13 protein-coding genes are annotated in these 14541 nt (G+C 41.0%); 8 read left to right on the forward strand and 5 right to left on the reverse strand.

The genetic code is table 11. From position 1 onward, the window contains the following. Positions 1-3: 3 nt before the first annotated feature. From H5R64_RS06570 to H5R64_RS06580, 3 genes are read left to right on the forward strand one after another with little or no spacing between them, the layout of a single operon-like run. The gene (locus H5R64_RS06570) at positions 4-240 is read left to right on the forward strand and encodes a hypothetical protein (RefSeq protein WP_182580797.1); all 237 of its coding nucleotides are present in this window, start codon (positions 4-6) and stop codon (positions 238-240) included. A gap of 1 nt (position 241) precedes the next feature. After that, complete coding sequence (locus H5R64_RS06575) at positions 242-616, forward strand: hypothetical protein (RefSeq protein ID WP_182583091.1); 375 nt, start codon at positions 242-244, stop codon at positions 614-616. Next, the gene (locus H5R64_RS06580; RefSeq protein ID WP_231797932.1) at positions 613-798 is read left to right on the forward strand and encodes a Fic family protein; all 186 of its coding nucleotides are present in this window, start codon (positions 613-615) and stop codon (positions 796-798) included. The genes H5R64_RS06575 and H5R64_RS06580 overlap by 4 nt, the downstream gene beginning before the upstream one ends. Positions 799-844: 46 nt before the next feature. Here the strand turns inward: H5R64_RS06580 and H5R64_RS06585 are convergent, their stop codons facing one another. The 4 genes from H5R64_RS06585 to H5R64_RS06600 all read right to left on the reverse strand — a co-directional run bounded on the left by H5R64_RS06585 (position 845) and on the right by H5R64_RS06600 (position 6834). Further along, a complete protein-coding gene (locus tag H5R64_RS06585) occupies positions 845-1699 on the reverse strand; it encodes a TrmH family RNA methyltransferase (protein WP_182580795.1) in 855 nt (284 codons plus the stop codon). A gap of 235 nt (positions 1700-1934) precedes the next feature. Further along, on the reverse strand, positions 1935-3488 hold the full coding sequence (gene guaA / locus H5R64_RS06590) for a glutamine-hydrolyzing GMP synthase (protein WP_182580789.1): 1554 nt from the start codon (positions 3486-3488) through the stop codon (positions 1935-1937). Between the two features lie 147 nt (positions 3489-3635). Further along, entirely contained in the window at positions 3636-4559 is a 924-nt protein-coding gene (gene coaA / locus H5R64_RS06595; RefSeq protein WP_182580788.1) for a type I pantothenate kinase, read from the reverse strand. A 181-nt stretch (positions 4560-4740) separates the two neighbouring features. Further along, the gene (locus tag H5R64_RS06600; protein ID WP_182580787.1) at positions 4741-6834 is read right to left on the reverse strand and encodes an LTA synthase family protein; all 2094 of its coding nucleotides are present in this window, start codon (positions 6832-6834) and stop codon (positions 4741-4743) included. Positions 6835-7255: 421 nt separating this feature from the next. Between H5R64_RS06600 and H5R64_RS06605 the strand changes: the two genes are divergently transcribed. Continuing rightward, on the forward strand, positions 7256-8149 hold the full coding sequence (locus H5R64_RS06605; protein WP_182580786.1) for a DMT family transporter: 894 nt from the start codon (positions 7256-7258) through the stop codon (positions 8147-8149). 194 nt (positions 8150-8343) lie between these two features. After that, positions 8344-9240, forward strand: a complete 897-nt coding sequence (locus H5R64_RS06610; RefSeq protein WP_182583093.1) for a DMT family transporter — start codon at positions 8344-8346, stop codon at positions 9238-9240. A 104-nt stretch (positions 9241-9344) separates the two neighbouring features. Here H5R64_RS06610 and helD read toward each other — a convergent pair whose 3' ends face one another. Continuing rightward, the gene (helD, locus tag H5R64_RS06615) at positions 9345-11660 is read right to left on the reverse strand and encodes an RNA polymerase recycling motor HelD (protein ID WP_182580784.1); all 2316 of its coding nucleotides are present in this window, start codon (positions 11658-11660) and stop codon (positions 9345-9347) included. A 169-nt stretch (positions 11661-11829) separates the two neighbouring features. On the opposite strand from helD, the gene H5R64_RS06620 reads away from it, so the two are divergent. From H5R64_RS06620 to hflX, 3 genes are all read left to right on the forward strand, one after another. Further along, the gene (locus H5R64_RS06620) at positions 11830-12480 is read left to right on the forward strand and encodes a DedA family protein (RefSeq protein ID WP_182583095.1); all 651 of its coding nucleotides are present in this window, start codon (positions 11830-11832) and stop codon (positions 12478-12480) included. Positions 12481-12563: 83 nt separating this feature from the next. Next, positions 12564-13223, forward strand: coding sequence for a histidine phosphatase family protein (locus H5R64_RS06625; RefSeq protein ID WP_182580782.1), 660 nt, complete (start codon positions 12564-12566; stop codon positions 13221-13223). 31 nt (positions 13224-13254) lie between these two features. Then, positions 13255-14529, forward strand: coding sequence for a GTPase HflX (hflX, locus tag H5R64_RS06630; protein WP_182580781.1), 1275 nt, complete (start codon positions 13255-13257; stop codon positions 14527-14529). The last annotated feature ends 12 nt before the right edge of the window (positions 14530-14541 follow it).

The raw sequence follows: 14541 nt of genomic DNA on the forward strand, positions 1-14541 counted from the left end.
ACTATGGCAGTTGAGAACGAAGACGGACAATTCTCTTTAATAATTGATGACCAGTCCCAGAGTATCCAGGGAGTCAAATTTCCTGATCGAGCAATTTACCAGAACATTAAATTTGTCGTTAAAAGCAACGTCATGGAGGGATGGCAACCGACTTCAGCCGACATTGAAGAGCTAAAAGCCTTTATGGAAAATGGGCATCCCGAATTAGAGCAGCAATTTAAGACAATCATTGGTGATTGATATGAACGATGATAAATTAAGAAAAGCCTTTCTCTACCCAAACGGCACCTTGAGAAATAAGTTAGACATCCAAGATCCTGATGAATTAAGTAGCGTCGAATTTCACATGGTTGCCCACCACGCTTTGTGGATCCTTGATCACGGGTATCAAGTTAGGAATATGGACGACTTCCCGAAAATCCACCAATTTCTTTTTGGTGAACTTTATAGTTGGGCTGGTCAACCGCGCACTTATTATATTTCAAAGGGTGGCACAACCTTTATGCCACCAACTGCCTTTGATATGGCAATCACTAATATCAACGCTCAAATTGATGAGCTGGTAAAGCAGATCAGCCAACTGCCTTCCAATATGCTAAACTGCTCGACTCACTGAACTACCTCCACCCGTTCCGCGAAGGCAATGGCCGCACAACTCGCTTATTTTTGCAACTACTCGCTACCAATCATGGTCAATACCTCGAGTTTGGCCACCAAGATGCTAATGTTATTCAGGCATTGAATAATTCCGACCTGACAGTGATTCAACGGTTCATTCATGTAAAAAATTTGAACTAAAAAAGGATTGAGAACAAAGATAACGGTTCTCAATCCTTTTATATTACTATTTAGTTTGTCGCTTACCCAATTCCCAAAAAGCAAGTGCTGAAGCCGCAGCGACATTCAAAGAATCAACACCTGTCGTCATCGGGATCTTAATCGTAAAATCACTTTCTGTAATCGTCTTTTCCCGTAGTCCAGGGCCTTCTGATCCAAGAATGATCGCTAGTTTATCGACCTTATCCAGCTGAGAATCATCAATACTAACAGTATTATGACGCAAAGCCATGGCTGCTGCCTGATAGCCGTACTGGTGAAGAAGGCTAATTCCTTTTGCCTGCCAAGCTTGGGCATCAACATAGGTCCACGGCACCTGAAAGACGGTTCCCATCGCTACCCGGGACGCACGACGATACAGCGGATCGGCTGAATCACTCGTTACAATCACCCCATCAATTCCTAGTGCAGCCGCTGAACGGAAGATTGCACCAATGTTCGCAGGATTAACCACACTTTCAAGGACTGCAATCCGGGGATGATCAGCTGGCATCTTCGCTAAAAAGCTAGTTAGATCCGGTCGTTCGACACGATACATTGTGGAAAGGGCTCCGCGTAAAAGGTTGTAACCGGGCAACTGACGAAGTAACTCGCTGTTAGCTACATAAATTGGTGTTTGCCCTAATCCTGTCGTTTGGTTAATTGCCATTTCATGATCCAGATCAGCCAGGTCGCGATCGAGGAACTTTTCTTCCACTAAGAGTGAAGCCGGCTGGTAGCCAGCCCGTAAAGCCCGTTCAATTACCTTCGGGCTTTCCGCAATAAATAGGTTCCGAGCGTGAAAAAGCTGGGCTTCATTGAGTCGCACATAAGGATCTAAGTCGTTTCCTACTAAGTCCGTGAGAAAAATTAAGTTATGCATAATAAATCAACCTTATTCGTATTACTATATATCCATATTAAAACCTGTAGTCTCAAAATTCATTAACTTTAAAATAAAGTTTAAGGACTAATCCTTAATATCTTCTTGATACGTAAAAAGTCGGATGATGAATTCAAATCTTATTCATCATCCGATTTTTTTATCTAGGATATTATTGGCAGACACCGGTAAAGTTTTCATTCCACTCTCTATCAAGGCGCAAGAACTCTGCCTGCTATTCATACTCGATCGTCGAAGGTGGCTTACTCGTGACATCATAAAGGATCCGGTTAACGTGATCGACTTCGTTTACGATCCGGACGGAGATCTTTTGTAAAACATCCCACGGAATCTCAGCAAAGTCAGCAGTCATCCCATCAATTGAGGTAACGGCACGAATAGCAACAGCGTAGTCGTAAGTCCGACCGTCACCCATAACACCAACTGAACGAATTCCTGGCAAGACAGTGAAGTACTGCCAAATCTTTTCGTCTAAGCCGGCCTTCTTAATTTCTTCACGAAGAATTGCGTCACTTTCACGAACAATTTCAAGCTTTTCAGGAGTAATTTCACCAATTACCCGGATCCCTAAACCAGGACCTGGGAATGGTTGTCTCCAGACTAATTCATGTGGAATTCCCAACTTTTCACCCAACTCACGGGTTTCATCCTTAAAGAGCTTTCGCAATGGTTCGATTAACTTAAAGCCCAGCTTCTTTGGTAATCCCCCGACATTGTGGTGGGACTTGATTGTTTGGGCAGTGTCAGTTCCGGATTCGATCACATCGGTGTACAAGGTTCCTTGAGCAAGGAAGTCCGCATCAGGAATTTTCTTCGCCTCCTCATTGAAGACTTCAATGAATTCCTTACCAATAATCTTCCGCTTGGTTTCCGGATCGGTAACTCCCTTTAACTTACCAAGAAAGCGGTCAGAAGCATCTACCTTGATGATGTTAACACCAAGATCCTTGTTTAACGCCTTCATGACTTGATCTGCCTCGTTCTTCCGCAGTAATCCGTGATCAACAAAAATACAAGTTAATTGGTCACCAATTGCCTTGTGGATCAAAACGGCAGTAACACTAGAATCAACCCCACCTGAAAGGCCAAGAATGACTTTTTTATCGCCAACTTCTTGACGAATATGTTCAACCTGAAGATCGATAAAGTCATCCATCGTCCAGTTATCCTTGGCGCCACAAACATCAAAGGCAAACCGTCGTAAAATGTCTAAGCCGTATTCAGAGTTCCGCACTTCAGCGTGGAATTGGATCCCGTAAAACTTCCGCTGATTATCAGCAATCGCAGAAATTGGGCAGTTCTTGCTAGTTGCAACAACTTCAAAGCCTTCTGGTGCTTGAGTTACCAAATCACCGTGGCTCATCCAAACGTATTGCTTCTTTGGTAGTCCCTTGAACAAGACTGCGTTGTCATCTAAGACTTCAATGTCAGCCCGACCGTATTCGGAATTATCAGCCTTTTCAACCTTACCGCCAAGGTCGTATGACATTAATTGCATCCCATAACAAATTCCTAAAATTGGAATACCTAACTTAAAGATCTCCGGATCAACCTTAAAGGCATCTGGATCATAGACACTGTTGGGACCACCAGAGAAAATAATCCCCTTAGGGTTAATCTGCTTAATCTCATCAGCAGTAATCTTATGCGATAGAAGTTCGGAATAAACTCCAAAGTCACGTAACCGCCGAGTAATCAATTGGTTATATTGACTACCGAAATCAAGCACGATGATCTTATCGAAAGCATCCAAGTTTAATTTTGCCACGTTGCCACTTCCTTTTTCTGATTTTTATTCTTAACATCATAGTTTACAAGCTAAACGATTAATGGTCAATGGTCATTATTAGTTCGTTTTTAAAATAAATAACTCCTGTCATACTATTCAATAGATAGTGTGACAAGAGTCCTTTATTTACCCCCGTTTTAAGTAAATTCGATCAACAACATGATTATTCGTTTTATGAAGGATAATGTTCGCCCGATTCCGAGTTGGTAAAATGTATTCTGTCAAATTAGGAAGGTCAATCGTTTGCCAAACCTTTTTAGCCATTTCAAAGGCCCTTTCTCGTGGCCCCTTACTGTATGAGTAGTAATAATTATCCGGATCCGTGAAAGCAGAATTTAATAGCATTCCAAACCGTTGTAAGTACCATTCCTCAATCAATTGCGGATCAGCATCAACGTAAATTGAAGTATCAAAATAATCACTGACGTAAATTTGTTGATTTGATGGTAGCTGAAGCGTATTAATTCCTTCAACAATAAGAATATCAGGATGATCAATTACTAAGGGGCGATCAGGCATCACATCATAAACTTGGTGGGAGTAAGTAGGAGCCTTTACTACAGATTTTCCAGCTTTAACATCATTCATAAATTGAAGTAGCTTTTCCATATCGTATGATTCCGGAAAACCCTTGCGATCTAAAATTCCTTGTCGTTTCAACTCAGCATTAGGAAAAAGAAAACCATCAGTTGTCATCAACTCTACCCGCTTGTCTGGTAATAACTTATTTAGCAAAATACTCAATAAACGGGCAATTGTGCTCTTGCCGACAGCTACCGAACCAGCAATACCGATAATATAAGGTACCCGCTCGACCTTTTGGTGAAGAAAGTTTGCCTTCTGCATCTGCCATTCTAGGTATGTCTGGTAACGCAACTGCAATAATTTAATCAGGGGAAGGTAAATATCCTGCACATCTTCAATTGAGATACGGTCATTAAGTGACTTAATATCATCTAGGTTTTCTTGACTCAAGCGAACAGTGTCAGTGGGAAAAAAGTTATGCCACTGCTGACGCTCAAAACGCTCATAGTTCATCCATTCATCCATAGTTACTGATTCCTTCATTTATTTAATGTAAGCGATTGACATTAATCATACCATATTTGGATTATTTTTACTTTTTTTAACGATTAGGGATTCAAAGTGTGGGGTTGCCAAACTTTGAATCCCTAATTTAAATAATCCATTCTTTAGTTTTTATGCCTGTCCTAAGCTACAAGACTTTCGTTTAATTACTAGGGAATGATGGTTGAGAATCTTGTAATTCAGGGGCGTCAGTTGAGTAATCATCATAGGTACTTTGATTATCATTCTGGGCCTTCACACTTGTCTTGTGCTTCTTTTGATCCTTCTTGAGGTTCTTCAGACTCTTCTTCATGTTGTAAGTATAGTCTTTCTTATTAACCTTTTTGAATCCTGGAAGCTTGTAGAAGCGAAGAAGATCCCCATTCATTACCTTATCAGCCAATCCTAGTTCAGTAGTGACATACTTTTGAATCTTATCAATCTGTTTCTGTTCTTTTGCTGTCGGGTTCTTGATTTGTTTTCCGGTTGCGGTGTGGTAGTAATCACCATTGTACTTCGTATACTTAGGTGTTACCCAGTCACCATTTCGGAACGGTACAATTTGATTACGATCTTTAGAAAGAAGGTCCTGACCAAATTGAATGTACTTATCAGAGCTGATTCCTAATAGATCTTCCAGCGTTGGTAGAACGTCGATTTCACCACCATAAGTATGATCAATTCCACCCTTAAGTCCTGGGGCATTAATCATAAATGGTACCTTTTGGAACATCGCTAAGTCATAATTAGTAATCTTCTTCTTACCCAAGATTTGAGCAATTGCAGGACGATGGTTATTTGAAATCCCATAGTGGTCACCATAAAGAATAAGGACACTATTTTGCCGTAACCCAGACTTGTCAAGGTAGTCTAGAAATTCACCGATAGATTGGTCAAGGTAATGGGCGGTTTGAATATAGTGATCAACCGTGTCATCCCCAGTCTTCCAAGCTTCAATTGACGTATTCTTCTTATCAATAATGTATGGATAGTGGTTCGTCACCGTAATCAGTTTGGCATAGAACGGTTGAGGCAACTGTTCGATATAGTGCATTGATTCCTTCATGAAGATCTTATCCTTCAATCCGTAACCCAATTCTTGGTCCTTAACCTTTGGATAATACCCCTTACTAAAGAAGTACTGGTAACCAAAGGACTTGTAGGCATTATCCCGGTTCCAGAAACTAGGAACATCACCGTGGAACGAAGCAGTAGTATAACCTAACTTTTGGTGTAACAATGCTGGTGCTGATTGGAAAGTGTTAGTGGTCCCATCAGTAACCATTGCTGAACCTTCTGGTAACCCATAGAGTGAGTTTTCAAGCATCATTTCAGCATCCGCTGTCTTCCCCTGACCAACTTGGTGGAAGAAGTTATCAAACGCAAGAGTGTTTGATGAATGATACAGCTTATTCAAGTTTGGCATTACTTCTTGACCATTTTGCTTGTAGTCAATCATGAATTGCTGCAAACTTTCCAGGTGAATAACAAAGATGTTCTTCCCCCGCATCGTGCCTTCATACTCAATGTTTGGTTTGGCATAGTTTTGCTTTAAGAATTTTTGAACTGGTTCTAACTGTTCCCTATTTGCTTTAGCCTTAACCACACTATTATGAGTTGTCTTAACCCCATCATAGATCGTATAAGCTTGTAAGCCAAGGTACTTAACAATGTAGTTATTATCAAATGTTCGGGTTAACAATTGTGAACGGTTTGATTCCGCCATTCCCAAGTTAACGCCAAATAAGACGAACCCTAAAGCAGTAATCGTCATCGCGTAACGGAGCTTGAAGTACCGCATATCTACCCGGATAACATGGAATAATAATATCAGGGCCAAAATCACCACGTCCGCATAAACCAAGAAGTCTTCAGGACGAATAATTCCTAAAATACTAGTCCCTAAATTATTGGAGGCTGCTCCTGATCCTTTAATAACATTGAAAGTGATAAAATCGGAAAATTCACGGTAGTACAAAATATTAGCAAACAACCACGTCGAAAGCAGGGCGTTAATGATTAACATTAACCAATACGAGAGTCGTCCTCTAAAATATAACGCGATCCCTAGAAATACTAAGGCACTGGGAATAGTATTAAACGCTAAAAGAAAGTGCTGAATGCTTCCCTTAACTCCTAAGTTGAACTCAGTACTATATGCCCAATAACTCTTGATTCCAAATAGGAGTACTACTAGCAGAAAAAAGCCTAGCTTGGTGTTCAAGCCATGCCACAACTTCTGCAACGCTGTTTTCATAATCGTTCCTCCATTAAAAATTATCAATACTTACAATATTACAACACTTTCGCATGAGCAACCTTTAAAAACTTATTTCAAAAAAACTTTATAAATAGAGTGCGAGCCCTGACGAATTAGCACGTAGTTAGGCTCGAGCGTGCGGTCGGGGCGAACTCATTTTGACTATGTTGCAGTAGAAATTGCTAGCTCTAGCAAGTCCCTGGTGAGCTCATTTCGACTCAGTTTCAGTAACTTTGCTTCTGTCACCAACAAGTTAATAGTCAGAAAACTACTCATCCCTGCATAGACTCCCAGACAAAATTGATGAATTAATTTCCGTTTTGCTCTAAATAAATCCCCCACGCCACTAATTTTTGGTTGTATTTGCAACAAATCAATTTATACTAGGATAGGTAAAATATTGAGAGGAGTAATCTTAATGTCAAAACGGAAAGCAAACTTGCTCCTATTAACAGTTGCAATTCTTTGGGGAGCTAGTTATATCTTTGTGCGGATGGCAATCAACGCCGGAATGCATTCGGGAATGATTAATGCTGTCCGGGGAACAATGTGTGTCGTTGGCTGTCTTGTAGTCTTCAGCAAGAGTATTCGTAAAATGACCAGGTTTGATTTCAAAGTCGGTCTACTAATGGGAATTACTAACTTTGTCGCCTACTACTTACAAACCGATGGTCTTCGTTTTACTACACCCGCGAAAAATGCCTTTATTACTACAATGTATGTCGCAATTTCACCAATCCTTTTATGGGTCTTCTGGCATGAACGACCACAACGAAAGACTTATTTCGTGATTCCACTTGCCTTAATCGGAATGGGGATCTTAACCAATGTTACGGCCAGCGGCTTAGCTCTTAACTACGGTGATATTCTTACCTTAATCTCGTCGATTTTCTGGGCCCTTCAATTAATCTTCTTCGGTAAAATTGCCTCTAAAGCTTCCAGTCCTTGGGTAATCATCTTTATGATCGGATTAATTCAAGGGCTTGCTGGCTGGGGAGTTGCCTTTGCGACCGAAACCCAAACATTCGTACATATCCACTGGCTTCAAGCTTTAATCCCGGTTGCCTTACTAGCAATCCTGGTTACCTTTATTGCACAGGGTCTCCAAATCACTGCTCAAAAATATACGGACGCTACTTCCGCTGGTCTTCTCCTGATGCTCGAGTCATTCTTTGCCAGTGTTCTTTCTGTCATTCTTGGTTATGATACGTTAACTCATTCATTGATTCTTGGTGGGATAATCTTACTCTTTGCTAACGCCATTATGCAGACTGATCTTCACCGTCTTCCCTTCCTTAAACGGGCTAATTAGTTGCTTTTTATTGATATAATTGGTAGTCTGCAGCTATCTTCTTGAAGCTGGGAATTAACTCAACCGCTTTGTAATTTTAAAATAAAACCACGTAGTAGCTAATCTACTAGAAAAATGACTAGCTGCGTTGATGGACCTGCGAATGCGAACTAGACAAACTAGTCCGCATTCGCAGTCGAGAAAGGAAGAAACTCATGAAGTTTTCCAAATCAACTGCTAACCTCCTCCTTGTTTTTGTAACAGTCCTCTGGGGAAGCACTTATATTTTCAATAAAATGGTGGTTAATGCAGGAATGCAGTCTGGAACCATCAATGCCGTCCGCGGTGCCATGTGTGTCATCGGTGGAATTATCTTATTCCATCGTCAGCTACGACAAGCCAACCGTTTTGATATTAAAATCGGCCTCATTGTTGGAGTAGTCAATTTCTGTGGCTACTATTTACGGACACTTGGTTTGCGCTACACAACGCCAGCCAAGAGTTCCTTTATCACCGTAACTTATGTTATTCTTACCCCACTCGTTCTGTGGCTTTTTTGGCATGAACGACCAAAATTCAAAATCATCTTTGCTATCCCACTATCACTCACCGGGATGGCAATCTTAACTGGGATAACGACAAGCAATTGGCATCTCCAACCAGGTGACCTAATCACTTTCCTTTCCGCCTTTTTTTGGGCTTTCCAAATCATTATCTTTGGCAAGTATGCCAGTCGTGCCTCAAGTCCCTGGATCATCATTACTCTTATTGGTGCGGTCCAAGTAATTTGCGGGACTCCCTTGGCGTTAACGATGGAACGCTCATCACTCGCTCATGTTAATTGGCTTCAAGCCCTTCTGCCCTTGTTGATTGTTGCTGTCGTAATTACCTTTGCCGCACGGGGAATTCAAATTCGGGCACAAAAATACACGGATGCCACTTCTGCAAGTCTTATTTTGATGAGTGAATCATTTTTTGCGACTGTTATTTCCGTTCTTCTAGGCTATGATCAGCTTTCGCCACGGTTAGTTCTTGGCGGAATTCTAATTATCATGGCCAATGTGATCATGCAACTTGATTTTCAGAATACTAGACTTAAAACAGAAAATTAACCGCTTACGCCGCGTAGCTAACCTATTGGGATTCCTGTAATTATACTCTATAAGTTAACAGATTAAGGCCGGGAAAACAGAATGTTTTCCCGGCCTCTTTCATATTATTCTTTTACAAATGAATATAATTCTTCTGGAATATCCTTTAACAGTGGTGTTACTTTACCAATAGAAACCATCGTTAAGGAATGCATTGCCCGCGAAGCAATGGTGTAGAGAAGCTGTCGTTCCGCATCATCTGGATACTCTTTAGCATTGGTATCCCACGCAATTACGGCATCAAATTCCAATCCCTTTGCCAAGTAGGATGGGACAATGAGTATCCCATCAACTAACCGTTGATTTTCAGTCCGAATGAGGGTTGTCTTAATGTTTTGTCGCTTTAACTCATCATAGAGTTTTTCACAATCCTCAAGAGTCTTACCAATTACTGCAACTGCATCATGCTCTTTTTGGTACTTTTTTAGTGTTTTTACGACCGTTGCCACTCCAGCAGCGTAATCCCTAGTTTCAATTACCGTTGGCAGTTCACCCTTGCGATCAAACGCTTCAATTGCTTCACCATTAGTTAACAGATGTTTCGTAAAATCAGTAATCTGTTTTGTAGAACGATAGGACTTAGTCAGTTGAACAACCCTTGTTTTTTCAGGATCAAACATTGTACTTAATTGTCGCAATAATGAACGACTATTTTCATGAGTAAAAATTGCCTGGTTCAAGTCACCAAGAAGGGTAAACTTTGCATGAGGGAAGCGAAACTTCAGATATGCAAGCTGATATGCATCATAATCCTGAACTTCATCAATAAAGACGTAGCGAATATCACGCTGCCCCTTTCTCCCGGTTATTAGATCATAGAGGTAAAGATAAATAGTGATTCCATTAGCACTAATTTTTCCTTGTTTAAGTTCTTCCTTAGCCTTTTCTACATATGCTTGCCACTCATCAACTGTAATTCCAAACTTATCTAAGTCTAGAAGTTTTGGGGTTGCCCGAAGAAGATGGATGAATTGGGCATTAATGTTTAACCATAAATTATGATCGATTGCCCGTTTGACAGGTGTAAGGGCCCGCATTACGATTTGTCGAGCTAAGAACTTGAATTGTTGTTCCTCGTCAGCAAACTCTCGTGGTTGATTACCCATCATGTCATCAATCTGCTCTTTACTTAGGTTTTGAACAGCTTCTTCAACCCACTTACTACGCATTTCAACGTTAATCCGGTGGTTCAAGTACTTAATTAGCGCTTCTTTAGTACCATCAAGGCGGTTTCCTAGATTGTAATTATTATTAAATGAGTAATAAATCTCTTTGATCTTTTCCTTACTAATGAGGACCTTTCCCCGGAACATCAGGTTACGGAAACGCATATTTGCCTTACCAAGGTGCTTAGCGTAACGCCCAGTCGCCTTGAAGTATGCTAAGCTCGTTGTTAATGTAACTGCCTTTTTAGTTGTGGGATCCTGACTCATTTCAAATCGTTGTGCCAAAGTTTGGACATGAAGTCGTGGCACCCGCCGATTAGCAAACTGGTAGTAGGTCATTTGGACCATATTATGTTCCCCAAGTTCTGGTAACACCTGATCAATATAGTCATTAAAAAGTTGGTTTGGGGAAAAGAGGACGACTTGAGATGAACTTAAATTCCCTCGGTATCGGTACAAGAGCCAGGCAACCCGTTGCAAGACCGCTGCAGTTTTCCCAGAACCAGCAGCCCCCTGGACAAAAAGAAGCTCGTCTTTAGTGTCCCGGATAATTTCGTTCTGTGTTCGCTGGATCGTGGTTACGATACTCTTCATCTTCGTACTAGAATGGCTCCCTAAAGCTGCTAAAAGCATTTGGTCTCCAACCTGCTCATCAGTATCAAAAATAGTTACGATTGTCCCATTCTCAATCTGAAACTGACGTTTTAGAGTCAGATTAACTTCCTGGGTCCCAACAGGAGTTTCGTAGCTGACCTTCCCCAGTTTACCTTCATAGTAAATTGATGAAATTGGTGCCCGCCAGTCATAAACCAAGAAATGATCTGGCCGATCACTAAAGGAAGCCAACCCAATATAAACAGTTTCAGGCTTTTCTGCTCCTTTCTCCTGGAAGTCGATCCGAGCAAAATAGGGTTTTTTCTCTAATCTCTTTAGGGTTGAAAGGTGATCAGCAGCATGTTGCCAGCTATTTTGCCGTTCATCTAACATCTGTTGCTGAGCACGGAACGACATTGCCGTATCCATCATCCCAGAATAAGTCGTAGTATTTAGGTGAATATCATCGATTTGCTTATTGATTCCCTTGATATCTGTCCGGGCAGTTTGGATCTTCTTTTCGGCCTTATCCTTAGCCTGTTCAATCTCATCAATAACATGATCGAGATGCTGTTGTTCAAATTCTTGTACTGACTGTTCGGTCACACTTCCTACCTCCATTCATAGAATCGTTTTACTATTATATCATTGATAATGATCTGACCGAAGAAATATCGCTTTCTCGCTTGCGAATGCTAAATTATCTTTAAATATTACAGGCAATCATCCCTCCTTAAAAAAAATAAAGTAGAATAGTGTAATAACTCATTTTAGAAAGGAGCCTCGTCGATTGGCAGATCTATTTTATATTTTGACTCATATTGCTGAAGTTATCATTCCAATGTTTGAATGGCTCGGTCCATGGAGCTACGTTTTGCTCTTTACAATCATTTTTATGGAGACCGGGCTCGTTGTCTTTCCTTGGCTCCCGGGGGAATCACTGATTTTCCTCACCGCTTCATTCATCGCCTTCCACCCAGTTCTCAAATTAGAGATTGTGATCCCTGTTTTCTTCTTTGCGGCCTTTATTGGTGATACCGTAAACTACTTCATTGGCCGATCACTCTCAAGGTGGCAATGGCTCTCAAAGCGTGTGAATGGTCCAGGAATGGTTAAAGCCCACCGATTGTTAGAAAAGCACGGGGTAAAAACCGTTGCCTTTGGGCGTTTTGTCCCTTTAATTCGCACTTTTATCCCGCTCATTGCCGGGACGATGCACTTTGACTTTCGGCGATTTATGATCGGTAACCTTCTCGGCGTAACTGTTTGGGTCTTAGCCGCTAGTTTAATTGGCTATTACTTCGGGAGTATTCCATTCGTTAAAGAACACTTCTCACTCATTATCCTTATTTTTGTCATTGCTGTCTTGTCAGTTATTGCCATATTAACGCTTATTCGCCACTTCCGGCGAAAGATCCTTAAGCGAAATAATATGCTCTAACTATCCGTTCTCATGGTTCACAGTCTCCATGAAAGCATGGTAAAATAATAAATAATTGTAATTTCGTAAAGGAGCTGGTTAAGTTGGCAATAACTGTCTACTTTGTTCGTCATGGTCAAACCTACCTCAATCGCTACAACCGAATGCAAGGATGGTCTGATGCTCCCCTAACTGAAAAAGGGATTGAAGATGCTAAGCGGGTTGGAAAGGAATTAGCAAAGATCAAATTCGACTACATTTTTAGTAGTGATCTTTCACGAGCAGTTAATACTGCGCGCTTGCTCCTTGCTTCCGATCCAAATACTGAAATTAAAGAACCAATTCAAGAACCAGCATTTCGTGAAATCTTCTTTGGCTTCTTTGAAGGAGCAAATGGTGGCGCAGTGGCAGATACTGTCGGTGGAAAGTATGGCTATCATACCTTTTCACAAATGGCTGCTGGTTGGGGAACAGATGAGCTAAAAAACCGGATTGCCAAAGCTGATCAATATGGCGATGCTGAAGATTCACAGGATTTCTGGCAACGAATGAACAAGGGCTTTGACCGGCTTCGTAACTTGCCAGACGGTTCTGTTGCCGTTGTTGTTTCACATGGAGCTGCAATTCGTTCAATTGCTGATCATTACCTTGAAGGTGTTGATCAAAATGTTTCGCCACGCAACGGTAGCATTATGAAAATGACCTTAACCGATACTGATACACATGTAGACTTTTATAATCAGCTTCACATTCCTGATAAATAACTGAATTAAAAAGGGGGAACACTACTTTTCAATGGATAACATGCAAACTGAAGAACCAGTATTAATTACTGGATTAAATACTGAACAAGAAGACTTCGATTATTCAATGACAGAGCTGGCTGAATTGGCTCAGGCTAATCATATGGAAGTCGTTGACCGGATCGACCAAGCAATCGATCGTCCTAACCCAGCCACTTATTTTGGGAGTGGTAAGGTAGAAGAAATCAAGGAAGCAGTTTTAGGTGAAAATATTTCAACTGTTATTACCAATGATGAACTAACTCCAAGTCAATTACGTAACCTGGAAGATGAACTTGGTTGCCGGGTTCTTGACCGAACTGCATTAATTCTTGAAATCTTTGCTGAACGCGCCCAATCTAAAGAAGCTAAGTTACAAGTTCAAATTGCCGAACTCCAGTATCGGTTACCTCGCCTTCAAACCAGTGCTAACCAACGACTTGATCAGCAAACTGGTGGGGGGAGCGGCTTTACCAACCGTGGTGCTGGTGAAACCAAGCTGGAAATGAACCGGCGAACAATTCAGAATTCAATTAGTCACTTGCGAAAAGAATTAAAGGCGATTGATCGTTCTGAGGAAGTTAAACGGAAGCAACGAGATAAAAGCGCTATTCCGACTGCCGCTCTTGTTGGTTACACTAACGCCGGTAAATCAACTATTATGAATGGTTTGATTGATCGGTACGGTATTGGTGAAGATAAGACTGTTTTTGAAAAGGATATGCTCTTTGCTACTCTGGATACTAGTGTTCGTCAGTTAACACTCTCCGACCAAAAACGTTTTCTCCTTAGTGACACTGTTGGGTTCGTAAGCAAGTTGCCAACTCACCTTGTCGAATCATTCAAGTCAACATTGGCTGAAGCTGCAAATGCCGATCTTTTAATTCAAGTAATCGATGTTTCTGATCCCCACTATGAGGACATGATGAAAACTACCGAGAAGACATTAAAGCAAATTGGAATTGAAAACATCCCAATGATCTATGTTTTCAATAAGGCAGATAAAACTGAAATGGAATATCCCGTTCTGGAAGGTGACGATCAGGTTGTAATTTCTGCTAAGGATGATGAGTCACTTAAGCTTCTCGTGTCAACCATTAGGAAACACCTTTTCAAAGACTACGTTGAAACTAAAATGCTAATTCCATTTGCGGATGGTAATGTCGTTTCCTACCTTAACGAAAATACCAATATTCTAAATACTGAATACCAAAATAGCGGGACACTTCTTACAGTTGAACTTTCACAAAAAGATTACGATAAATATCAAAAATACGTTATTCACTAGATAAAAACGGGG

Origin of the sequence: Limosilactobacillus fastidiosus (assembly GCF_014145505.1) — a bacterium.
Classification (GTDB): Bacteria; Bacillota; Bacilli; order Lactobacillales; family Lactobacillaceae; genus Limosilactobacillus; species Limosilactobacillus fastidiosus.